The organism is Cognatiluteimonas profundi, assembly GCF_009792795.1.
GTDB classification, from domain to species: Bacteria; Pseudomonadota; Gammaproteobacteria; order Xanthomonadales; family Xanthomonadaceae; genus Cognatiluteimonas; species Cognatiluteimonas profundi.
Window position 1 is genome coordinate 938,221 of record NZ_VKHQ01000003.1, and the last position, 20,842, is coordinate 959,062.

A 20,842-nucleotide genomic window follows, 5' to 3' on the forward strand; every position below is an offset into this window, starting at 1 on the left:
CAGCTCCTTGATCAAGAAATAAAAGCGGTAAAGCGTGATTGGAGACGGCCTTTTTAAGCACGCCATCCCGACCAGACTAATGTTGACGGTGTGAAGGTCCTGTTAACGCTACCATAACAGTTGGGGCGCGGCCATCGGGCAAGACGCCCCGATGTTACACGCGATACAGATTCATGAACTGATCGATCGGCATTTGGTCCAAGGCGGCCGGGTCTGCCGCCAGGGCCATGATCCGGTCGGCCTGGTCCGCCGGCAGGTGCCCCCGCAGGGCAGCCCCGCACTTGGCCATCAGCACCGGGATGCCCTCCACCCGGCGTTTGCGATGGCCGATCGGGTAGTCGATCGACACCTTCTCGGTCGACGGCCCGTCCTTGAAGAACACCTGCACGGAATTGCCGATGTAGCGCTTGTCCGGATCGAAGTAGTCCTGGGTGAAGCGCGGGTTCTCAACGACCGTCATCCGTGACCGCAGTGCGTCGATCCGCGGATCCGCCGCCACGGAATCATCGTAGTCCCCGGCGGTCAGGCGCCCATGGATCAGCGGGACGGCAACCATGTACTGGATGCAATGGTCGCGGTCGGCATAGTTGGCCAGCGGGCCGGTCTTGTCGATGATCCGCACGCCCGCTTCCTGGGTCTCGATGGCGATCCGCTCGATGTCATCGATGCGGTCACGAACCATGGGATGCAGTTGCATCGCGCACTCGACCGCTGTCTGCGCGTGGAATTCCGCCGGATAGCTGATCTTGAACAGGACGTTCTCCATCACGTAGCTGCCGAACGGTCGCTCGAACTGGAATGGCTTGCCCTGGAAGGCGACGTCGTAGAAACCCCAGGTCTTTGCCGACAGGGCGCTGGGATAGCCGACCACGCCCTTGTCGGTGGCATTCAGTGCGTGGATGACTGCGCGCCGGCAGGCGTCGCCCGCGGCCCATGACTTGCGCGGCCCGGTGTTGGGCGCATGGCGATAGGTCCGCAGCGCGCCGTTGTCGATCCATGAATGCGAGACCGCGGTGATCACGGCGTCCTTGTTGCCGCCAAGCATGGCCGTGGCGACCGCGCTGGACGCCAGGCGCACCAGGATCACGTGGTCCAGGCCAACGCGATTGAAGGAATTCTGCAGCGCGTAGACGCCCTGGATTTCGTGCGCCTTGATCGCCCAGGTCAGCACGTCGCGCACGGTGAGCGGCTCGCCGCCATCACGCAGGTCGCGGCGCGCGAGGTAGTCGGCGACGGCGAGGATGGTGCCGAGGTTGTCCGAGGGGTGGCCCCACTCGGCGGCCAGCCAGGTGTCGTTGAAGTCGAGCCAGCGCACCAGCGTGCCGATATTGAAGGCAGCTTGAGAAGGGTCGAGTTCGAAATGGGTGCCGGGAACCGTCGCGCCCCCGGGCAGGATCGCGCCGGGTACCAGCGGTCCAAGATGCTTGACGCAGTCGGGGAACTTCATCGCGAGCATCGCGCAGGCCAGTGAATCCAGCAGCATGTAGCGCGCGGTGTCGTACGCCTCCTGCGACTGGATCGAATAGTCGATCACGTAATCGGCGATATCGACCATCGGCTGATCGGGATCGGGTCGGGCGGCGGAACGGACGTCGAAGTGGCTCATGCAGGGTTCCGGCTCGGAGGAAGCCGACTATTTTGCCGTGCCGCGGGAGGACTGGCCAACCGTGCCGGGAAAAAAGTGGCAATTCCCCGACTTGGCCGCCCCCAGCCTCTTGCCGTTGACCTCCTGGATACGATTGCTGTTGCTCGAGCAACCCGCCCGCTCCTGCAACGCAGTGGCCCAGCTGCCGCGCTTGGTATTGCCGAGTGAGAGCGCCAGAGTGTCGGAATGGACACTCCAACCCTGCCCGCACTGTTTCTCTCCCATGGCTCACCGATGCTGGCGGTGGAGGATTCCCCGGCCGGCCGCTTCCTGGACGGATTGGGAGCCGCGATGCCCCGGCCAAGGGCCATCGTGGTCGCGTCGGCGCATTTCACCGCACCCCGTGCCAGCGTCGGTGCCAACAGCCATCCGGCGACCGTGCACGACTTCAATGGCTTCCCCGACTCGCTGCACCAGATCCGTTACCCCGCCCCCGGGGACAGGCCACTCGCCGAGGACATCGCCCGGGGCCTGTCGGCCGCCGGACTGGACGCCGTCCTGCTTCCGGACCAGGGCCTGGACCACGGCGTATGGGTGCCCCTGCGCAGGATGTACCCGCAGGCCGACGTGCCGGTCATCCCTCTCTCGGTGAATCCGCGCGGTACCGCCAGCGAGCACCTCGCCATCGGGCGGGCGCTGGCGCCCCTGCGCGAAACCGGCGTACTGGTGATCGGTTCCGGCGGGTTCGTGCACAACCTCGGCGACCTGGCGTGGGGCGACCGCGACGCGCCCATGCCCGGCTGGGCCTCTGCCTTCGCCAACTGGATGCGGGACAGGCTGGCCGCCGGCGACACCGACGCGCTGCTGGCTTGGGATCGCCTGGCGCCAGGCGCCCGGCAGGCCCATCCCACCGTCGAACACCTGATGCCATTGTTTGTCGCGCTGGGCGCTGGGCACGGCTCGGCCGTGCGCCAGATCCATGAATCCGTCGAGTTCGGCTCACTCGCCCTGGACGCTTTCGCAATCGGCTGATGGCCCGCGACTGCTGATGAATGCGGCTTGGAGACACCCTCTCCGACCGGGCATTCCAGCAAAATCAAGCACTTGCCGCCTCGCCTATTCAGCTGGCGTTGGGTTTGGGGTGGATAGGGTGCGCGCACTGTCGTTCGGCCACCTTGGCCAACACCGGTGCTGGCCCGCACTCCCGCGGGGTTTTCCGGCACCCGGGCTTAAAGCCAGCCGCAGAGCTGTCGCCCTCCCCATTACGCCATCCGGTCGCGCTGCAGATCCGCCTTTAACGGGCGGGACGCCAGCATCGCGGCCGTGCAACGGACAAGGAGTTGCCATGAAGCTGGCCTGGATCCTCTGGCTATCGCATGTTTTGCCACAGCCAGCCGCCGACTCGCTGTGCCTGAGCACCACCGTCTTCCTGGAAGCGCGCGACCAGACCGTGCGCGGGCAGGAAGCCGTCGCCGAGGTTGCCCTGCGTCGCCGCGACAGCGGGCTGTGGGGCAGCAACCTGTGCCAGGTGGTGACCGCGCGCCACCAGTTCGCCCCATCGCTGGTCTCCCCGCAGACCAACCTGGCGAACAACGACGCGTGGGATACCGCCATCGCCGTCGCGCTGGCCTCGCAACGCAACTGGGCGCTGCCGCCGCGCCAACGCCGGGAAATCGTGCCTGGCGCCAGCCACTTTGCCGCGACCGCCCTCGTCTCCCCGGCATGGGGCAACGCCTATCAGGTGGCGACCATCGGCGACCACACCTTCTTCCGGGTGCAGAAGCTCAAGCCCCACAAGTCGTGACGCTACGTTCCACGGCGCCGGATTGATGGGTTGGCGCCGCGCCGCGCATAGTCGGTCTCCCTTCAGCGAGACCTCCCATGAAGCTGTATTACTCGCCCGGCGCCTGCTCGCTCTCCGACCACATCGTGCTGGAGTGGATCGGCCAGCCCTACGAAGCCGTCCGCGTTTCACGTGAGGATCGACAAACGGCGGAGTACCTGGCGATCAATCCCGCCGGTGCGGTCCCCGCCCTCGCGGCGCCGGACGGCTGGGTGCTGACCCAGAACGCCGCGATCCTGAATTACCTGGCCGACAGTCATCCCGAAGCCGGGCTGGGCGGTGATGGCAGCGCGCGGTCCCGGGCGGAGGTCAACCGCTGGCTGGGCGTGGCCAATGCGGACATCCATCCGGCCTTCCATCCATTGTTCGGTTCGACCGCCTACCTTGGCGATGCCGACCTGATCGACCGGACCAAGCAGGCCGCCGCGACCAAGCTGCGTGGCTTGTTCGCGCGGGTCGACAGACAACTCGAGGGACGCGACTGGATCACCGGCAGCCGGTCGATCGCCGATCCCTACCTGTTCGTGGTCACCCGCTGGGCCAGGGCCATGGACATCGACCTGTCGGGCTTCGACAACCTCGCGCGCTTCTTCGACACGATGCTTGGCGATGCAGGCGTGCAGCGCGCGCTGCTGCAGGAAGGCGCCACCTAGGCGACGCCCCTGCGGTGGCGCAATTCACCGCGCCGCAGCACCCTCGCCTGCCTGCCGACCCTACCGCAGCGGCCGGCCCCAGCCGTGCTTCAACGCTTCCCGATCGGCACGTAGGCGCGATCTTCCGGACCGACGTAGGTCGCGCTCGGACGAATGATCTTGCCGTCCTCGCGCTGCTCGATCACGTGCGCGCTCCAGCCCGAGGTGCGCGCGATCACGAACAGCGGCGTGAACATCGGCGTCGGGATGCCCATCATGTGGTACGCGGATGCGCTGTACCAGTCGAGGTTGGGGAACATCTTCTTGGTGTCCATCATCAGGTTCTCGATGCGCTCGGACACATCGAACAGGACCTGGTTGCCACCGTCCGTACACAGTGCGCGCGAGATCTCCTTGATGATCGGATTGCGCGGATCGCCGATGGTGTAGACCGGGTGGCCGAAGCCGATGACGATTTCCTTGCGCTCCATGCGCGCGCGGATGTCGGCCTCGGCTTCATCGGGCGTCGCGTAGCGGGAGATGATGTCCATGGCGACTTCATTGGCGCCGCCATGCTTGGGGCCGCGCAGCGCGCCGATCGCGCCGGTGATGCAGCTGTGGATGTCCGATCCGGTGCCCGCGATCACACGTGCGGCAAAGGTCGACGCATTGAATTCGTGCTCGGCGTACAGCACCAGCGACTTGTCGAGCGACCGTGCGTGCAGCTGGCTCGGCGCCTGTCCATGCAGCAGGTGCAGGAAGTGCGCGGCGATGGAATCGTCATCGGTTTCGCAATCGATCCGGCGGCCATTGCGGGTGAAATGCCACCAGTACAGCAGCATCGATCCGAAGCTCGCCATCAGCTTGTCGGCGATGTCGCGCGCTTCCGGCGCGGCATGTGCGTCGCGCTCGGGAAGCACGGTTCCCAGCACCGAACAGCCGGTGCGCAGGACGTCCATGGGATGGGCATTGGCCGGCACCAGTTCCAGCGCCTCGGCGACGATCACCGGCAATCCGCGCAGGCGCTTGAGCTTGGTCCGGTAGGCAGACAACTGGGCCGTCGTCGGCAGCGCGCCGTGCACCAGCAGGTGGGCGACTTCCTCGAATGACGACTGGGTAGCCAGGTCGTGGATGTCGTAGCCGCGGTAATGCAGGTCGTTGCCGCTGCGGCCGACCGTGCACAGCGCGGTGTTGCCCGCGGGGGTGCCGCTCAGGGCCACGGATTTCTTCGCCTTCGGCATTGCCTGGACGTTGTCGCTCATGCTGATTTCTCCGGATTGGCCTGCGCGAACAGCGCGTCCAGCTTCTCTTCGTAGTGGTGGTAGCCCAGGAAGTCGTACAACTCGGCACGCGTCTGCAGGCTGTCGATGATGTGCTTCTGGGTGCCGTCGCGACGCACGGTTTCGTAGAAGTGCAGCGCGGCCTTGTTCATCGCGCGATAGGCACCGCAGCAATACAGCGCGATGTCCACGTCGACGCCGCGAAGCTCGTCGGTGGTGAAGAACGGCGTCGAGCCGAATTCGGTGAGGTTGGCCAGTATCGGCACCCGCACCGCCTGCTTGAAGCGCCGGTAATCGTCGAGCGTCTTCATGGCTTCGGGGAAGATCATGTCGGCGCCCGCCTCGACGTAGGCGATGGCGCGCTCGATGGCTGCGTCGACGCCTTCCACTGCCGCGGCATCGGTGCGCGCCATGATCACGAAGCCGTCGTCCGTCCGTGCATCGACCGCCGACTTGATGCGATCGACCATTTCCGCGGCCGTAACGACTTCCTTGCCAGGGCGATGCCCGCAACGCTTCTGACCGACCTGGTCCTCCATGTGCACCGCGGCGACGCCCACGCGTTCGAACGAGCGGATCGTGCGCGCGATGTTGAACGCGCCGCCCCAGCCGGTATCGATGTCGACCAGCAAGGGCATCTGCGTCGCCTCCACGATCCGCCGCGCATCGGTGACCACGTCTTCCATGGTGCTGATGCCGAGATCCGGCATGCCAAGCGAATTGGCCGCCACGCCGCCACCGGACAGGTACAGCGCCTTGTAACCGACACGCTTTGCCATGAGCCCGGCGTAGGCGGTGATGGCGCCCATGACCTGCAACGGCGACTCCTCGGCGATGGCGGCGCGGAAACGGGCGCCTGCTGAAACCTGCGACATTGCCAACCCCTCGTAGGGCGGGTTTCAACCCGCCGATATGGCTCGATGCAATCCCGCGGATGCCTCGAGAGCGCGTCCGGCGGGTCGAAGGCGGCCCAGGCCGCCTTCGCTTCCTACAGCAGGTGCGCCACGCCGGCGCGCTCTTCCTCGAGTTCCGCCAGTGTCTTGTCCATCGCCTGGCGACTGAACGCGTCGACCGGCAGATCGGTGACACGGGTGTATTCGCCATCGGCGGTGGTCACCGGCACTCCATAGATCACGCCTTCCGGGATGCCATAGCTGCCATCGGACGGCACGCCCATGGTCACCCACTTGCCGTTGCTGCCCAGGACCCAGTCGTGGATGTGGTCGATGGCCGCGTTCGCCGCCGATGCAGCCGACGACAGCCCGCGCGCCTCGATGATGGCCGCGCCGCGCTTGCCGACCTGCGGGATGAAGGTGTTCGCGTTCCAGTCGGCGTCGTTGATCAGGTCCTTCAACGACTGGCCCTTCGCCGTGGCGAAGCGGTAGTCGGGATACATCGTCGGGGAGTGGTTGCCCCACACGACCAGCTTGTCGATATCGGCAACGGCGACACCGGCCCTGGTGGCCAGCTGCGACAGGGCGCGGTTGTGGTCCAGGCGCAGCATGGCGGTGAAATTCTTCGCCGGCAGGTCCGGAGCCGACTTCATCGCGATGTAGGCGTTGGTGTTTGCCGGATTGCCGACGACCAGCACCTTGACGTCGCGCGATGCGACATCGTTGAGCGCCTTGCCCTGCGCGGTGAAGATCTTCGCGTTCTCCAGCAGCAGGTCCTTGCGCTCCATGCCGGGGCCGCGCGGGCGCGCACCCACCAGCAGGGCCACGTCGACATCCTTGAAGGCCACGCGCGGGTCATCGGTGCCGACCATGCCGGCCAGCAGCGGGAATGCGCAGTCCTCGAGCTCCATCATCACGCCGCGCAGCGCGGCCTGGGCCTTCTCCAGCGGCAGTTCCAGCATCTGCAGGATCACCGGCTGGTCCTTGCCGAGCATTTCGCCAGAAGCGATACGGAACAGCAGCGCGTAGCCGATCTGGCCTGCGGCGCCGGTGACGGCAACACGGATGGGTTGTTTCATTCAAGGCTCCTGTTGGGCGGGCCTTCTGGCCCACCGATGTGTGCTGGCGATACGGCAAACGACGGGCCGAAGCACGCCTTACGCCAGTTCGGCGAAGAATTCCTGGAACCGCTGCAGGCCGGGAGCCAGCTGCGGTGTCGGGCAGGTGTAGCTGATGCGCAACGCCGTCGGTGCACCGAAGGCCGAACCCGGCACGCACGCGACGCCCTTGGTCTCCAGCAACGCGCTGCAGAAGGTGACGTCGTCCTTGATCGCCAAGCCCGATGGCTGGTGGGTCTTTCCGAAGGCGACGCTGATGTCCGGAAACACGTAGAACGCGCCCTGCGGCCTCGGGCAGACGACGCCAGGGATGGCGTCCATGACGGCCATCACCTGGTCGCGCTTGCGCTGGAATTCGGCGCATTTCTCGCGCGTGACGTCCTGCGGCCCGCTCAATGCGGCGACGGCCGCGGCGCTGACGACTTCAGGCAGGTTGGTGATGTGGTTGGAGTTCATCGTCACCACGGCCTGCGCGACCTGCTCCGGACCCGCCATGAAGCCGACCCGCCAGCCGGGCATGCCATAGGTCTTGGACAGCGAATCGATGAAGATCACGCGGTCGCGCAGCTCCGGACGGGCGTGGACGAAGTTGTGGTAGCCCAGTCCGTCGAACACCATGCGGTTGTAGATGTCGTCGGTGATCACCCAGGTGTCGGGGTAACGCACCAGGACGTCGGCGAGCGCCGAGATTTCGTCCCTGGAGTACACCATCCCGGTGGGATTGGACGGATTGTTGAACAGGAAGACGCGCGGCTTTTTCGCCAGCGCGACGTCCAGCTGCGCCGGCGTCAGCTTGTAATCCTGGTCCGCCGGGCACGGCAGCAGGTCGATCTTCGCGTTGACGATCTCGGCGATGTCGAGGTAGCTGGTCCAGTAGGGCGTGGGGAAGACGATCGTGTCGCCTTCGTCGAGCAGTGCTTCGGCGATGTTGTAGATGACGTGCTTGGCGCCCACGCCGGTAGCGCAGTTGGCGCGCGTGTATCCGGTCAGCCCGACTTCGGCCATGTGCGCGATGAAGGCGTCCAGCAACGCATCGCTGCCGCGGTTGCTGCCGTACTGGCCCGAGTCGTGCGCCAGTGCATCGCGCGCCGCGGCGTAGACATGCTCGCCGGGAAGGAAATTCGGGACGCCGATCGAGAAACTGATGATGTCGCGGCCTTCGGCCTTCAGGCGCTTGGCCTTGTCGGCGATCAGCATGATCGCGCTTGGCTTGGCGCGGCCAATGCGCCGTGCGAGCTGAAGCATCGGGAACCTTTGGAATGGCAGCGGGAGACCGCTGATTTTAGCATGGCGGCGCACTCCGGCCGGAGTGCGCGCCTGCGCCCAACGTATTGCCGGAAGGCGGATCAGGCCGCCAGGATGCGGTTCCATTCGGCGACGCGATCGGCCTTGGCAGCCAGGACCGCGTCGGCATCGCCTTCGATCCTGACCGACCGGATCACGTCGCCCTGCGCGATCTTGTCGACCACGTCCAGTCCCTCCAGGACCTTGCCGAAGACGGTGTGCTTTCCGTCCAGCCACGGCGTGGCGACGTGGGTGATGAAGAACTGGCTGCCGTTGGTGTTGGGGCCGGCATTGGCCATGGACAGCACCCCGCGGTCATGGCGGACGCCATTGTTGGCTTCATCCTCGAACTTGTAGCCCGGACCACCCGTGCCCGTGCCCTGCGGACAACCGCCCTGGACCATGAAGTCCGGGATCACCCGGTGGAACTTGAGCCCGTCGTAGAAGCCCCGCTTGGCGAGATTGACGAAATTGGCGACCGTCAGCGGCGCCTTCTCCGGGTACAGCTCGGCGCGGACGGTCCCGCGGTCGGTGTCAAAGGTGGCAAAGAGGGACATTGGCTGACTCCAGGTCTGAATCGGAACGGGAAAATGTGGGTCCTTCACCGTTTCAATCGCGTGATCGGCGGCAGAGGCGCGTGGACCCGCTATAATAGCCGGCTTCCTAGCCAGCCTTCGCGCCGTCCCGGTGCGCTTTCCGCATGTCCATTGAACGCCTCCGCAACATCGCCATCGTCGCCCACGTCGACCATGGCAAGACCACCCTGGTCGACTGCCTGCTCAAGCAATCGGGCACGTTCAACGAACGCACGGTCACCACCGAGCGGATGATGGACAGCAATGACCAGGAAAAGGAACGTGGCATCACGATCCTGTCCAAGAACACCGCCATCAACTGGCAGGGCAACCACATCAACATCGTGGACACCCCCGGCCATGCCGACTTCGGCGGCGAAGTGGAGCGCGTGCTGTCGATGGTGGATTCGGTCCTGATCCTGGTCGACGCGATGGATGGGCCGATGCCGCAGACGCGCTTCGTGACCCAGAAGGCGTTCGCGATGGGCTTCAATCCCATTGTCGTGGTCAACAAGATCGACCGGCCCGGCGCACGCCCCGACTGGGTGATCGACCAGGTGTTCGACCTGTTCGACAAGCTCGGCGCGACCAATGAGCAGCTCGACTTCCCGATCGTGTACGCCTCGGCGCTGCACGGCTACGCGAGCCTGGACGACTCTGCGCGCGACGGCGACATGACACCGCTGTACGAAGCGATCATGAAGCACGTCCCCGCGCCCACGGTCGATCCGGACGGCCCCTTCCAGATGCGCGTCAGCCAGCTGGACTACAGCAACTTCGTCGGGCTGATCGGCGTCGGCCGCATCCAGCGCGGCAAGGTCCGCACCAACATGCCGGTCAGCGTCGTCGACCGCCATGGCAAGAAGCGCCAGGGCAAGGTGCTGCAGGTGCTGGGCTTCCTCGGCCTGGAGCGCATTGAAGTGCCTGAAGCCGAAGCCGGCGACATCGTCGCGATCTCGGGCGTGGCCGACCTCAGTATTTCCGACACGATCTGTGCGCTCGACACCCCGGAAGCGCTGCCGGCGCTGACCGTGGACGAGCCGACGATCAGCATGACCTTCCAGGTCAACAATTCGCCGTTCGCGGGCAACAAGGATCGCAGCGGCGGCAAGTTCATCACCAGCCGCCAGATCCGCGAGCGCCTGCAGCGCGAGACGCTGCACAACGTCGCGCTCAAGGTCGAGGAAGGTTCGGACCCGGACAAGTTCCTCGTCTCCGGCCGCGGCGAACTGCACCTGTCGGTGCTGATCGAGAACATGCGTCGCGAGGGCTTCGAGCTCGCAGTTTCGCGGCCTGAAGTCATCATCAAGGAAATCGACGGCAAGCAGATGGAGCCGGTCGAGCAGCTGGTCGTCGACATCGAGGAGCAGCATCAGGGCGGCGTCATGGAGAAGCTCGGCATCCGCAAGGGCCAGCTGAAGAACATGGAATCCGACGGCAAGGGACGCGTTCGCCTGGATTACATGATCCCGGCCCGCGGCCTGATCGGATTCCAGAATGAATTCCGCACGCTGACCCAGGGTTCGGGCCTGCTGTTCCACGTGTTCGACCACTACGGCCCGAAGGAAGTCGGCGCGATCGCCAAGCGGCAGAACGGCGTGATGATCTCCAACGCCGCCGGCGCAACGCCTGCCTACTCGCTTGGGCCGCTGGAAGAGCGCGGCAAGCTGTTCGCCGCCGAAGGCGACAACGTGTACGAGGGCCAGCTGATCGGCATCCACTCGAAGGACAACGACCTGACGGTCAATGCCATCAAGACCAAGCCGCTCACCAACATGCGCGCCTCCGGCAAGGATGACGCCATCAAGCTGACCCCGGCGATCAAGTACACGCTGGAGCAGGCGCTGGACTTCATCGAGGACGACGAACTGGTCGAGGTCACCCCCAAGGAAATCCGGCTGCGCAAGAAGCACCTCACCGAGAACGACCGCAAGCGCGCCTCGCGCGTCGCTTGAGGTCGACTCCGTCGGGCCTGGCGGGTTAGCCTGCGCGCCTGATGCGCCCCAGCCTCGATCCCAGACTCGACCCCTCGCACCCGCACTACAACCCGGATCCGCATGCCCATCCGGGGCTGCACATCATTGCCCTGATCGAAGCGGTGAAGGGCGTGCTGGCGGTCATTGCCGCCAGCGGCCTGGCCATCCTCGGGCCGGCTCCCCTGCAGCACTGGGTGCACGTGCTGATCGCCCGGTTCGAACTGGATCCCCAACACGGCACGCTGGCGCTGTTCGCCGCAAAGATCAGCCAGGGCGCCGTGCACTGGGCAGCAGCGGCGGTGATGGCCTACGGCGTGCTGCATGTCTTCGAAGCCTGGGGACTCTGGCGAGCGAAAGTCTGGGCATCCTGGCTGGGCTGCCTAGCGGCCACCCTGTACCTGCCGATCGACCTCTATGCGCTGGGCAAGCATCCCGGTGCGCCGACCGTCGCCGTGCTGGCCATCAACCTGCTCATCGTCTGGGTGCTGGCGCGCGACATCTTCCGGCGCCGCTACTGATTCGCGGCGTCACGAGGGCGCAGTGGCCGCATTGCGGCCGGTGATCCCACCGGGCCTGTGTCAGATCGACGCTGCCGGCGCGAGCCGGCTCTGCTGGCGGACGATCAGCATCGCCACCTCCAGCGCCTGCTCATAATTCAGGCGCGGGTCGACCGCAGAGCGATAAGCGCGCGACAAGTCACCCTCGGTCAATTCGCGCGCTCCGCCCAGGCACTCGGTGACATCCTCCCCGGTCAGCTCCAGGTGCACGCCACCCAGCCGCGTGCCTGCTGCTGCGTGCAACTCGAAGGCCTGCTCGAGCTCGCTGCGGATGTTGCAGAAGCGGCGCGTCTTGTAACCGTTGCCGGTGGTTTCCGTATTGCCGTGCATCGGATCGCAGATCCACAGCACCCGGCGGCCTTCGCTCTTCACTGCATCAAGCAACGCGGGAAGGCGCGCCGCGATGCGCGCGGCGCCCATGCGGTGGATCAAGGTCAGGCGGCCAGGCTCGTCGTGCGGGTTGAGGACGTCGATCAGCCGCAGCAATTGATCCGTCGTCGCGGTCGGACCGACCTTGATCGCGATCGGGTTGCGGATGCCACGGAAATATTCGACATGGGCGCCATCGATGGCTGCCGTGCGCATGCCGATCCACGGGAAATGCGTGCCGAGGTTGAACCAGCCCCACTGGCGCGGCACCCCGCGGGTCTGCGCTTCCTCGTAAGGCAGCAGCAACGCTTCGTGCGAGGTGTAGAAATCGACGCGATTGAGGTTGTGCACCTGCGAGCCCGACAACGTCTCCATGAAACGGACGGCGTCGCCAATGCCGGCAACCATGTGCTGGTACTCGTCGGCAAGCGGGGAATGGCCGACCCAGCCCAGGTCCCAGTATTCGGGGTGATGGAGATCGGCGAATCCACCGTCGATCAACGCGCGGACGAAATTCATCGTCATCGCCGAACGCGCGTGCGCCTTGATCATGCGACGCGGGTCGGGCGTGCGGGCCTGCGCGGTGAATTCCGCCGCGTTGACGATGTCGCCGCGATAGACCGGCAAGGTGACGCCATCGATGGTTTCGCTGTCGACCGAACGCGGCTTGGCGTACTGGCCGGCGAAACGACCGACGCGCACGACCGGCAGCCGGAGTCCGTGCACAAGCACCAGGCTCATCTGCAGCAGGACCTTCAACCGGTTGGAGATCACCGCCGAGCTGCATTCACGGAAGCTCTCGGCGCAATCGCCACCCTGCAGCAGGAAGCGCCGGCCTTCCTGCGCCTCTGCAAGCTGCTGCTTGAGCGCCAGGATTTCCCACGACGTCACCAGCGGCGGCAATCCCCGCAGTTCGGCCTGGACCTCGGCGAGCGCGTCGGCATCCGGATAGACCGGCAACTGCATGGCCGGGCGCGCGCGCCAGCTTTCCGGTGACCAGTCATCGGGAAGGTGTACGGCCTGCAGGTTGCGTTCGCTGTTCGTCATGGTCTTGTTCTGGTTGCGCCGCCATCCTGCCAGATCACGGCTGCACCGCAACTGGCTCTCAGCGACGACGGAAGGCCACGATCAACGCCCACGCGGCCAGCAACATGAACCACAGCAGGCTCCATTCCGCCATGGACCCACCCAGGAATGTCCAGTCGACCTTGGCGCACTCGCCCGAACCGGTCAGCACCTTGCGCACGACACTCGCCAAGGGCATCGCCTCGATCAGGTAATTGAGCCCCGGTCCGCACATGGGCACCTGGTCGGGGGGAAGGTGCTGCAACCAGACCTGGCGCCCCGCGATGCCCGCGCCGATGACCGCGACAACAAGGGCCAGCAATCCATAGGCGCGTTGGCCAGCCACGCCCCTGGGCGCGTGCAACCCACCGATCAGGAACACCAGCGCAACGGCGCTGAAGGCAATGCGCTGGAAGACGCACAAGGGGCAAGGAACCAGCCCGTCGTGGAACTGCGCGTAGAAGGCAAAGCCCAGCAAGGCCAGGCATACGGCAACGCCGAGCAGGCATCGCGATCGAAAGTTCCAGTGCATCGGGTTCACGGCGCGCAGTCCTGAAAGGCAACCAAGCCATTATTGCCGGGCAGGCATGCAAAACAAAAACCCCGGCACCAGGCCGGGGTTCCGTTGCAACTTGAACGCAGGCGCTTAGCCGGCGTCGACCGCTGCCGCGTCCACGGGACGATCAACCAGCTCCACGTACGCCATCGGTGCGTTGTCGCCCGCACGGAAGCCGCACTTGAGGATGCGCAGGTAACCACCCGGGCGGGTCTGGTAACGCGGGCCGAGCTCGACGAACAGCTTGCCGACGGCCTGCTTGTCGCGAAGGCGCGCAAAGGCAAGGCGGCGATTGGCAACGCCGTCGATCTTGCTCATCGTGATGAGCGGCTCGGCGACGCGACGCAATTCCTTGGCCTTTGGCAGCGTGGTGCGGATCAGTTCGTGCTTGATCAGCGACGCGGCCATGTTCTCGAACATCGCCTGGCGATGCGCGCTGGTGCGGCTGAACTTGCGTCCGGATTTCTGGTGGCGCATGGCTTGGATTCCTGATGAATGGTGTAACGATTGGACTTCGCTGTCGCCGTCCTGGCGTTGGAACTTCGGACTGCGCTGGTCCTGGCCGACCATCCTTGGGCGGCGCGCCGCGGGTCTTATGATCCGTCGGCGTGTATTGCGTTTACGTCAGTAACGACTTCAACTTTTGGAACTTCCGCCCCGGCCCGGCGCAGCGCGCCGGGCGTTTGCCCGAGCGCGCGGCAGTGCCGCGCAGGGCGCTCGGGCTCACCCCATCATGCCGTGCGAGGCGACGCCCGCTGGCGGCCAGTTTTCAAGCTTCATGCCGAGCGACAGGCCGCGCTGTGCCAGCACTTCCTTGATCTCGGTGAGCGACTTCTTGCCGAGGTTCGGCGTCTTCAACAGCTCGACTTCGGTCTTCTGGATCAGGTCGCCGATGTAATAGATGCTCTCGGCCTTCAGGCAGTTGGCCGAACGCACCGTCAGCTCGAGGTCGTCGATCGGGCGCAACAGCACCGGATCCACGCCCGTCGCCACGGTCTTGGCCGCGCCGCGATCGCGATGCGTGAAGTCGCCGAACACCGACAACTGGTCGCTGAGGATGTCGGCCGCCGTGCGGACGGCTTCCTCGGCGTCGATCGTGCCGTTGGTCTCGATGTCCAGCACCAGCTTGTCGAGATCGGTGCGCTGCTCGACGCGGGCGGATTCCACCGCATACGCAACGCGGCGCACGGGCGAGAACGACGCGTCCAGCATCAGGCGGCCGATGGTGCGGGTTTCTTCATCAGGACGACGACGGGCGGCGGCGGGCTGGTAGCCGAAGCCACGCTCGATCTTCAGGCGCATGTTCAGCGCCGTGTCCTTGGTCAGGTGGGCGATCACGTGCGCGGGATTCAGAATCTCGACGTTGTGGTCGGTCTTGATGTCGCCTGCCGTGACTACGCCGGGACCCTGTCGCGACAGGGTCAGGGTCGAGCTTTCGCCGGTACCCATGCGGATGGCGATGTCCTTGAGGTTGAGCAGCACCTCGAGCACGTCTTCCTGCAGCCCTTCGACCGTAGTGTATTCATGCAACACGCCGTCGATCTCGACCTCGGTGATCGCGAAGCCGGGGATGGACGACAGCAGGACGCGGCGCAGCGCGTTGCCGAGCGTGTGGCCGTAGCCTCGCTCCAGCGGCTCGATCACGACCTTCGCGCGATTGTCGGCAAGGCGTTCGATCTGGGGTCCGCGCGGGCGCAGCACCTGGTTGGCGGTAACCGTCATGTTCTGGTGTCTCCTGCGACCGGACGGGCATGGACCCGTCCGCTCTTGATTGAATTACTTCGAGTACAGCTCGACGATCAGCGCTTCGTTGATGTCGGAAGGCAAATCGGCGCGGTCCGGGACCGCCTTGAACACGCCAGCGAACTGCTTCGCATCGACATCCACCCACGACGGCGACAGGTCCATCTGCGCGGACACGGTCAGCGATTCCTGCACGCGCAACTGCTTCTGCGCGCGCTCGGACAATGCGATCGCGTCGCCAGCCTTGACCTGGAACGACGGCAGGTTGACGGGCTTGCCGTTGACCGTCACGCCACGGTGCGACACCAGCTGGCGCGCGGCCGGCCGGGTGATCGCGAAACCCATGCGATAGATCACGTTGTCCAGGCGGGTCTCGAGCAGCTGCAACAGGTTTTCACCGGTGTTGCCCTTCTTCGTCGACGCCTTCTTGTAGTAGTTGCGGAACTGACGCTCCAGCAGGCCGTAGATGCGCTTGACCTTCTGCTTCTCGCGCAGCTGGGTTGCGTAGTCGGACAGCTTGCCCTTGCGGGTCATGGTGGCGCCATGCTGGCCGGGCTTCTGCTCCAGCTTGCACTTGGAATCCAGGGCGCGTGCCGGCGACTTCAGGCCGAGGTCGGCGCCTTCGCGACGGGCGAGCTTGCAGGTGGGACCGATATAACGAGCCATCTTTGTTCAGCTCCTCAGACGCGACGCTTTTTGGGCGGACGGCACCCGTTGTGGGGAATCGGCGTCACGTCGATGATGTTGGTGATCTTGTAGCCGACATTGTTCAACGACCGCACGGCGGATTCGCGACCTGGGCCGGGGCCCTTGATGCGCACTTCGAGCGACTTGACGCCGTAGTCCAGCGCAGCCTTGCCGGCCTTTTCCGCAGCGACCTGCGCAGCGAAGGGGGTCGACTTGCGCGAACCGCGGAATCCGGCGCCGCCCGAGGTCGCCCATGACAGCGCATTACCCTGGCGATCCGTGATCGTGATGATGGTGTTGTTGAACGAAGCATGGACGTGGGCGATGCCGTCGGTGACGACACGCTTGATCTTCTTCTTGACTTTCGCAGCAGCGGGCTTGGCCATTGTGGTTCCTTATTTCTTGATGGCCTTGCGCGGACCCTTGCGGGTGCGTGCATTGGTCCGGGTGCGCTGGCCACGCAGCGGCAAGCCGCGACGATGGCGCAGCCCGCGATAGCACGCGAGGTCCATCAGGCGCTTGATCGCGACGCCGACCTCACGACGCAGGTCGCCCTCGACTGCGAACTTGCCGATTTCGGCGCGCAAGCGCTCGACTTCAGGCTCGGACAGGTCGCGGATCTTGGTCGCGGGCGTCACGCCAGCGGCCTCGCATACCTGCTTGGAACGGGTCCGGCCAATGCCGAAGATGCTTTGCAATCCCACCCAGACGTGTTTCTGGGCAGGCAGGTTGACGCCGGCAATACGCGCCATAACGCGATTCTCCAACTGATTGGGCGGCCTGGCTGGTGAGCCGGGCGAAGTGAACTCAGAATTTTAACAGGGTCTCGTGTTACTAGGAAGCCCCGGAAGCCGAAACTTCCGGAACCCGGCAGGGGGAGTGTGCCCCTGCTCCGGCGTTGGGTCTGGATGGTGGGGCGCCCGGTGAACCGGTTGCCCCGCCCCGCGCGCTACTCTTGTGCGCGGAATGGTCCTGACCCACCTGCGCTCGAGACCGCCGCGCAGGTCGCCCATCGATATTTGCCCTACCCGCGCGCCAGACCGCCGCGCGAGCCGCCTTTCAGGTTGGCCTTCTTCAACAAACTTTCGTACTGGTGCGACATCAGGTGCGCCTGGATCTGCGCGATGAAGTCCATGACGACCACCACCACGATCAGCAGCGAGGTGCCGCCAAAACGGAACGAGGTACCGAGCTTGACCCGCATGATTTCAGGCAACAGGCAGACCAGCACCAGGTAGACGGCGCCGGCCGCGGTCAGTCGCGTCAACACGGCATCGACGTAGTCGGCGGTCGCCTTGCCTGGACGGATCCCGGGGATCAGCGCACCGGACTTCTTCAGGTTGTCCGCAGTCTCCTGCGAGTTGAACACCAGCGCCGTATAGAAGAACGTAAACCCGGCGATCAGCGCGCCGTACAGGATCATGTGAAGGGGTTCGCCCGGCGACAGCGCCTGGGTGATTTTCTGCATGGCGGTCTGGAAGCCCGAACTGCCCGACTGGCCGAACCAGGTGGTGGCGGTGGCGGGGAACATGATGATCGACGATGCGAAGATCGGCGGGATCACGCCCGACATGTTGAGCTTGAGCGGCAGGAAGGACGACTGGTTCATGTACGCGCTGCGGCCACCCTGGCGGCGCGCGTAGTTGACCGTGATCCGGCGTTGGCCGCTCTCGACGAACACGACGAAATAGGTGAAGAGCAGCACGATCGCAAGGATCGCGATCACCGCGAGCGCACTGATGTCGCCGTTGCGCGCCTGCTCGAGCGTACCCAGCACGGCAGCGGGAAGTCCCGCCACGATGCCGGCGAAGATGATCAGCGAAACACCGTTGCCGACGCCGCGCTCGGTGATCTGCTCACCGACCCACATCAGGAACATCGTGCCGGCGGTCAACGCGACCATGGCCGTCATGATGAAGCCGATGCCCGGCGCGTAGACCACCGGGATGCCGTTGCTGGCACCGGAGCTCTGCAACGCGATCGCGATGCCCGCCGACTGGAACATCGCCAGCGGAATGGCGCCGAGGCGCGACCACTGCGTGATCTTGCGACGGCCGGACTCGCCTTCCTTCTGCAGCGCCTTCAGGCTCGGCAGGATCTGCACCATCAACTGCATGATGATGGACGCCGAGATGTAGGGAATGACGTTGAGCGCGAACAGGCTGAAGCGTTGCAGGGCGCCGCCGGAGAACATGTTGAACATGTCCACGATGGTTCCCTTCTGCGACTCCATCAACTGCAGCATCGCCTCGGGATTGACGCCAGGCACCGGGATATAGCAACCCAGCCGATAGACGATCATTGCCCCCAGGACGAACAACAGGCGCTGGCGCAGCTCGGTGAATTTACCGACGCCGCCCAGGTTGCCAGCCGCATTGCCGCTTCGCGCCATTCGTTGCTTACTCCGCGCCAGCAGCTGCGTTGATCTGGCCGCCAGCGGCTTCGATCGCGGCTTTCGCACCAGCCGTCGCGAGCAAGCCAGTCAGGATGAACTTCTTGCTGACTTCGCCCTTCTTGACGATCTTCGCCTGCTTGGCGCTGGTCGGCACGAGCTTGGCAGCCTGCAGCGTCGCGAAATCGATCGTTCCCGCATCGAGCTTGTCCAGCTGGTACAGCAGGACTTCGGCGACGTTGAGCGCACGCTTGGAGCGGAAGCCGATCTTGGGCAGTCGACGCTGCATGGGCATCTGGCCGCCCTCGAAGCCAGCCTTGATCTTGCCCTTGCCGCTGCGCGCGAACGAGCCCTTGTGGCCGCGACCGCAGGTCTTGCCCAGGCCCGAACCGATGCCGCGACCAACGCGCTTGCGATCCTGGCGTGCGCCATCGACCGGACCCAGTGTGTTCATCTTCATGGAATTACTCCTCGACCCGAACCAGGTAATGGACCGTGTTGATCAGGCCACGGACCTGCGGGCTGTCCTTCAACTCGCGCACGCTGTTCAACTTGCCAAGGCCCAGCGCCTTGACCGACAGGCGATGGATGCCCTTGGCGCCGCGCAGGCCCTTGACCAGGCGCACCTTGACGGTACCGCCGGCGTTGCTCTCTTTCTTAGCCATGGTTGAGATCCTCGACCTTCTTGCCGCGCTTGGCCGCAATGTTGGCTGGTGAATGCATTTCCGTCAGGCCGCGCAGCGTTGCGCGCACCAGGTTGATCGGGTTGCGTGAACCGACGGCCTTGGCCAGCACGTTCTTGACGCCAACGGCTTCCAGGACGGCGCGCATGGCGCCACCGGCGATGACGCCAGTACCTTCGGACGCCGGCATCATGAACACGCGCGCAGCGCCGTGGCCCGACTTGACCGCATGCCACAAGGTGCCGTTGTTCAGTTCGACGCGCAGCATGCCGCGACGCGCCTGCTCCATCGACTTCTGGATCGCGACCGGCACTTCGCGCGCCTTGCCGTAACCGAAGCCGACCTTGCCGTCGCCATCGCCAACCACCGTCAACGCGGTGAAGGTGAATTGCCGACCACCCTTGACCGTCTTGCTGACGCGATTGACGGCGATGAGCTTCTCGACCATGCCATCGTCGATCTCTTCGCGGTTGCGATCCCTGCCCCGCGGTCCACGTTCGTCTGCCATCTGCTTGATTCCGTAAGTTGAAAGGATTTGCGGCGTTGCCGCTTATGGTTGTGATGTGTGGCGGGCGCCTCGACAACAGCCAGAACTGGCCGTGCCGCCCGATGCAACCCGCATCGGCAGGTCCTGCTGCATGAGGCCGGAACCCCAGGCATTCAAGCGATCAGAACTTCAAGCCACCTTCGCGGGCGGCATCGGCGAGCGCCTTGATCCGGCCGTGGTAGCGGTAGCCGGAACGATCGAACGCGATCTTCTCGAAACCGGCCGCGAGTGCCTTCTCGGCGATCGCGCGACCCACCTTGACGGCGGCATCGGCGTTCTTGCCGTTCTTGAGGCCTTCGCGGACTTCAGCCTGCGTCGTGCTGGCGGCAGCCAGCACCGTCGAGCCGTCCGAACTGAACAACTGCGCGTACAGATGCTGGCCGGTGCGCAGCACCGACAGGCGCGGCACGCCGAGTTGGCGGATGTGCGCGCGGGTGGACTTGGCGCGGCGCAGGCGGGCAATTTTCTTGAGCATGTCTGTTTCTCCGAAAGCTGAAAGCGGTCTATCCCGGTGGGATTACGCCTTCTTGGCTTCCTTGCGGATGATGTTTTCGCCGGCGTACTTGACGCCCTTGCCCTTGTAGGGCTCCGGTGGACGGAAGCTGCGGATCTTCGCGGCAACTTCGCCGACGCGCTGCTTGTCCGCGCCACTGACCAGGATCTCGGTCTGCGTCGGCGTGGTGATGGTGATGCCGGCGGGCGCCTTGAACAGCACCGGGTGCGAAAACCCGAGCGCAAGGTTCAGGTCGGTGCCGCTCATCGACGCGCGGTAGCCGACGCCGACCAGCTCCAGCTTGCGCTGGAAGCCTTCGGACACGCCCTGCACCATGTTGGCGATGATGGAGCGTAGCGTTCCGGCGAGCGGAACCAGCGCAGGATCGTTCGCGGACAGCAGTGCATGGCCGTCTTCGATGATCACTTCGATACCGGCCGGCTTGGCGATCGTCAGCGTGCCCTTCGGGCCCTTGACGCTCACGTTGTCGGCCTGGACATTCAGCTCGACGCCCTTGGTGAGGACGATCGGCTTCTTGGCAACTCGGGACATGATCGTTACTCC

The 20,842-nt window shown here is 65.1% G+C and carries 24 protein-coding genes; 5 read left to right on the plus strand and 19 right to left on the minus strand.

The genetic code is table 11. The features are described 5' to 3' along the window. Positions 1-154 precede the first annotated feature (154 nt). Positions 155-1,606 carry a bifunctional 2-methylcitrate dehydratase/aconitate hydratase gene (locus GST15_RS06410; protein WP_159016368.1) on the minus strand — a complete coding sequence of 484 codons (1,452 nt, stop codon included), beginning with the start codon at positions 1,604-1,606 and terminating at the stop codon, positions 155-157. Between the two features lie 225 nt (positions 1,607-1,831). Between GST15_RS06410 and GST15_RS06415 the strand changes: the two genes are divergently transcribed. The 3 genes from GST15_RS06415 (at position 1,832) to GST15_RS06425 (ending at position 4,081) form a co-directional block, all read left to right on the plus strand. Next, the gene (locus GST15_RS06415) at positions 1,832-2,617 is read left to right on the plus strand and encodes a DODA-type extradiol aromatic ring-opening family dioxygenase (protein ID WP_159016369.1); all 786 of its coding nucleotides are present in this window, start codon (positions 1,832-1,834) and stop codon (positions 2,615-2,617) included. Between the two features lie 313 nt (positions 2,618-2,930). Further along, positions 2,931-3,389: a cell wall hydrolase gene (locus GST15_RS06420; RefSeq protein WP_159016370.1), complete on the plus strand. Its 459-nt coding sequence runs from the start codon at positions 2,931-2,933 to the stop codon at positions 3,387-3,389. A 77-nt stretch (positions 3,390-3,466) separates the two neighbouring features. Beyond that, entirely contained in the window at positions 3,467-4,081 is a 615-nt protein-coding gene (locus tag GST15_RS06425) for a glutathione S-transferase family protein (RefSeq protein WP_159016371.1), read from the plus strand. An 89-nt stretch (positions 4,082-4,170) separates the two neighbouring features. Here the strand turns inward: GST15_RS06425 and prpC are convergent, their stop codons facing one another. The 5 genes from prpC to GST15_RS06450 form a co-directional block, all read right to left on the minus strand. After that, positions 4,171-5,322 carry a bifunctional 2-methylcitrate synthase/citrate synthase gene (gene prpC / locus GST15_RS06430; RefSeq protein WP_159016372.1) on the minus strand — a complete coding sequence of 384 codons (1,152 nt, stop codon included), beginning with the start codon at positions 5,320-5,322 and terminating at the stop codon, positions 4,171-4,173. Then, entirely contained in the window at positions 5,319-6,215 is an 897-nt protein-coding gene (gene prpB, locus GST15_RS06435; protein WP_159016373.1) for a methylisocitrate lyase, read from the minus strand. Before prpB ends, prpC begins: the two co-directional genes overlap by 4 nt. A gap of 113 nt (positions 6,216-6,328) precedes the next feature. Beyond that, on the minus strand, positions 6,329-7,312 hold the full coding sequence (locus GST15_RS06440; RefSeq protein WP_159016374.1) for a malate dehydrogenase: 984 nt from the start codon (positions 7,310-7,312) through the stop codon (positions 6,329-6,331). Positions 7,313-7,390: 78 nt separating this feature from the next. Then, positions 7,391-8,596 carry an aminotransferase class I/II-fold pyridoxal phosphate-dependent enzyme gene (locus GST15_RS06445; RefSeq protein WP_159016375.1) on the minus strand — a complete coding sequence of 402 codons (1,206 nt, stop codon included), beginning with the start codon at positions 8,594-8,596 and terminating at the stop codon, positions 7,391-7,393. Between the two features lie 101 nt (positions 8,597-8,697). After that, a complete protein-coding gene (locus tag GST15_RS06450) occupies positions 8,698-9,192 on the minus strand; it encodes a peptidylprolyl isomerase (protein ID WP_159016376.1) in 495 nt (164 codons plus the stop codon). A 143-nt stretch (positions 9,193-9,335) separates the two neighbouring features. Here GST15_RS06450 and typA point away from each other — a divergent pair, with 143 nt between their 5' ends. Beyond that, positions 9,336-11,165 carry a translational GTPase TypA gene (gene typA / locus GST15_RS06455; RefSeq protein ID WP_159016377.1) on the plus strand — a complete coding sequence of 610 codons (1,830 nt, stop codon included), beginning with the start codon at positions 9,336-9,338 and terminating at the stop codon, positions 11,163-11,165. Between the two features lie 41 nt (positions 11,166-11,206). Continuing rightward, positions 11,207-11,704, plus strand: a complete 498-nt coding sequence (locus GST15_RS06460; protein ID WP_159016378.1) for a DUF2127 domain-containing protein — start codon at positions 11,207-11,209, stop codon at positions 11,702-11,704. A gap of 60 nt (positions 11,705-11,764) precedes the next feature. On the opposite strand, the gene GST15_RS06465 is transcribed toward GST15_RS06460, so the two are convergent. The 13 genes from GST15_RS06465 to rplF form a co-directional block, all read right to left on the minus strand. Next, positions 11,765-13,159, minus strand: a complete 1,395-nt coding sequence (locus tag GST15_RS06465; protein ID WP_159016379.1) for a class II 3-deoxy-7-phosphoheptulonate synthase — start codon at positions 13,157-13,159, stop codon at positions 11,765-11,767. Between the two features lie 58 nt (positions 13,160-13,217). Then, a complete protein-coding gene (locus GST15_RS06470) occupies positions 13,218-13,718 on the minus strand; it encodes a disulfide bond formation protein B (protein WP_159016380.1) in 501 nt (166 codons plus the stop codon). Positions 13,719-13,823: 105 nt separating this feature from the next. Then, positions 13,824-14,210 carry a 50S ribosomal protein L17 gene (gene rplQ / locus GST15_RS06475; RefSeq protein ID WP_159016381.1) on the minus strand — a complete coding sequence of 129 codons (387 nt, stop codon included), beginning with the start codon at positions 14,208-14,210 and terminating at the stop codon, positions 13,824-13,826. A 246-nt stretch (positions 14,211-14,456) separates the two neighbouring features. Continuing rightward, the gene (locus tag GST15_RS06480) at positions 14,457-15,455 is read right to left on the minus strand and encodes a DNA-directed RNA polymerase subunit alpha (RefSeq protein ID WP_159016382.1); all 999 of its coding nucleotides are present in this window, start codon (positions 15,453-15,455) and stop codon (positions 14,457-14,459) included. A 54-nt stretch (positions 15,456-15,509) separates the two neighbouring features. Beyond that, positions 15,510-16,142, minus strand: coding sequence for a 30S ribosomal protein S4 (gene rpsD, locus GST15_RS06485; RefSeq protein ID WP_159016383.1), 633 nt, complete (start codon positions 16,140-16,142; stop codon positions 15,510-15,512). Between the two features lie 14 nt (positions 16,143-16,156). Next, positions 16,157-16,549 carry a 30S ribosomal protein S11 gene (rpsK, locus tag GST15_RS06490; protein WP_159016384.1) on the minus strand — a complete coding sequence of 131 codons (393 nt, stop codon included), beginning with the start codon at positions 16,547-16,549 and terminating at the stop codon, positions 16,157-16,159. A gap of 9 nt (positions 16,550-16,558) precedes the next feature. Continuing rightward, positions 16,559-16,915 (minus strand): 30S ribosomal protein S13, encoded by a 357-nt coding sequence (gene rpsM, locus GST15_RS06495; protein ID WP_159016385.1) that lies wholly within the window; start codon positions 16,913-16,915, stop codon positions 16,559-16,561. A 272-nt stretch (positions 16,916-17,187) separates the two neighbouring features. Continuing rightward, positions 17,188-18,555 (minus strand): preprotein translocase subunit SecY, encoded by a 1,368-nt coding sequence (gene secY, locus GST15_RS06500; RefSeq protein ID WP_159016386.1) that lies wholly within the window; start codon positions 18,553-18,555, stop codon positions 17,188-17,190. Between the two features lie 7 nt (positions 18,556-18,562). Then, positions 18,563-19,015, minus strand: a complete 453-nt coding sequence (gene rplO / locus GST15_RS06505; protein WP_159016387.1) for a 50S ribosomal protein L15 — start codon at positions 19,013-19,015, stop codon at positions 18,563-18,565. Between the two features lie 4 nt (positions 19,016-19,019). Continuing rightward, complete coding sequence (gene rpmD / locus GST15_RS06510; RefSeq protein WP_159016388.1) at positions 19,020-19,220, minus strand: 50S ribosomal protein L30; 201 nt, start codon at positions 19,218-19,220, stop codon at positions 19,020-19,022. After that, positions 19,213-19,746, minus strand: a complete 534-nt coding sequence (gene rpsE, locus GST15_RS06515) for a 30S ribosomal protein S5 (RefSeq protein WP_159016389.1) — start codon at positions 19,744-19,746, stop codon at positions 19,213-19,215. Before rpsE ends, rpmD begins: the two co-directional genes overlap by 8 nt. Positions 19,747-19,906: 160 nt before the next feature. Continuing rightward, positions 19,907-20,260, minus strand: a complete 354-nt coding sequence (gene rplR / locus GST15_RS06520; RefSeq protein WP_159016390.1) for a 50S ribosomal protein L18 — start codon at positions 20,258-20,260, stop codon at positions 19,907-19,909. Positions 20,261-20,302: 42 nt separating this feature from the next. Continuing rightward, the gene (gene rplF, locus GST15_RS06525; protein ID WP_159016391.1) at positions 20,303-20,830 is read right to left on the minus strand and encodes a 50S ribosomal protein L6; all 528 of its coding nucleotides are present in this window, start codon (positions 20,828-20,830) and stop codon (positions 20,303-20,305) included. Between the last annotated feature and the right edge of the window lie 12 nt (positions 20,831-20,842).

What these genes read in the sequence shown, in the direction of transcription:
- rplQ (WP_159016381.1), bottom strand. Translation starts at nt 14,210, where the DNA reads ATGCGCCACCAGAAATCCGGACGCAAGTTCAGCCGCACCAGCGCGCAT.
- GST15_RS06420 (WP_159016370.1), top strand. Translation starts at nt 2,931, where the DNA reads ATGAAGCTGGCCTGGATCCTCTGGCTATCGCATGTTTTGCCACAGCCA.
- rplR (WP_159016390.1), bottom strand. Translation starts at nt 20,260, where the DNA reads ATGCTCAAGAAAATTGCCCGCCTGCGCCGCGCCAAGTCCACCCGCGCG.
- rpsM (WP_159016385.1), bottom strand. Translation starts at nt 16,915, where the DNA reads ATGGCGCGTATTGCCGGCGTCAACCTGCCTGCCCAGAAACACGTCTGG.
- rpsD (WP_159016383.1), bottom strand. Translation starts at nt 16,142, where the DNA reads ATGGCTCGTTATATCGGTCCCACCTGCAAGCTCGCCCGTCGCGAAGGC.
- GST15_RS06465 (WP_159016379.1), bottom strand. Translation starts at nt 13,159, where the DNA reads ATGACGAACAGCGAACGCAACCTGCAGGCCGTACACCTTCCCGATGAC.
- GST15_RS06445 (WP_159016375.1), bottom strand. Translation starts at nt 8,596, where the DNA reads ATGCTTCAGCTCGCACGGCGCATTGGCCGCGCCAAGCCAAGCGCGATC.
- prpC (WP_159016372.1), bottom strand. Translation starts at nt 5,322, where the DNA reads ATGAGCGACAACGTCCAGGCAATGCCGAAGGCGAAGAAATCCGTGGCC.
- prpB (WP_159016373.1), bottom strand. Translation starts at nt 6,215, where the DNA reads ATGTCGCAGGTTTCAGCAGGCGCCCGTTTCCGCGCCGCCATCGCCGAG.
- GST15_RS06440 (WP_159016374.1), bottom strand. Translation starts at nt 7,312, where the DNA reads ATGAAACAACCCATCCGTGTTGCCGTCACCGGCGCCGCAGGCCAGATC.
- GST15_RS06410 (WP_159016368.1), bottom strand. Translation starts at nt 1,606, where the DNA reads ATGAGCCACTTCGACGTCCGTTCCGCCGCCCGACCCGATCCCGATCAG.
- secY (WP_159016386.1), bottom strand. Translation starts at nt 18,555, where the DNA reads ATGGCGCGAAGCGGCAATGCGGCTGGCAACCTGGGCGGCGTCGGTAAA.
- rpmD (WP_159016388.1), bottom strand. Translation starts at nt 19,220, where the DNA reads ATGGCTAAGAAAGAGAGCAACGCCGGCGGTACCGTCAAGGTGCGCCTG.
- rpsK (WP_159016384.1), bottom strand. Translation starts at nt 16,549, where the DNA reads ATGGCCAAGCCCGCTGCTGCGAAAGTCAAGAAGAAGATCAAGCGTGTC.
- GST15_RS06460 (WP_159016378.1), top strand. Translation starts at nt 11,207, where the DNA reads ATGCGCCCCAGCCTCGATCCCAGACTCGACCCCTCGCACCCGCACTAC.
- GST15_RS06415 (WP_159016369.1), top strand. Translation starts at nt 1,832, where the DNA reads ATGGACACTCCAACCCTGCCCGCACTGTTTCTCTCCCATGGCTCACCG.
- GST15_RS06450 (WP_159016376.1), bottom strand. Translation starts at nt 9,192, where the DNA reads ATGTCCCTCTTTGCCACCTTTGACACCGACCGCGGGACCGTCCGCGCC.
- rplO (WP_159016387.1), bottom strand. Translation starts at nt 19,015, where the DNA reads ATGAAGATGAACACACTGGGTCCGGTCGATGGCGCACGCCAGGATCGC.
- GST15_RS06480 (WP_159016382.1), bottom strand. Translation starts at nt 15,455, where the DNA reads ATGACGGTTACCGCCAACCAGGTGCTGCGCCCGCGCGGACCCCAGATC.
- rpsE (WP_159016389.1), bottom strand. Translation starts at nt 19,746, where the DNA reads ATGGCAGACGAACGTGGACCGCGGGGCAGGGATCGCAACCGCGAAGAG.
- typA (WP_159016377.1), top strand. Translation starts at nt 9,336, where the DNA reads ATGTCCATTGAACGCCTCCGCAACATCGCCATCGTCGCCCACGTCGAC.
- rplF (WP_159016391.1), bottom strand. Translation starts at nt 20,830, where the DNA reads ATGTCCCGAGTTGCCAAGAAGCCGATCGTCCTCACCAAGGGCGTCGAG.
- GST15_RS06425 (WP_159016371.1), top strand. Translation starts at nt 3,467, where the DNA reads ATGAAGCTGTATTACTCGCCCGGCGCCTGCTCGCTCTCCGACCACATC.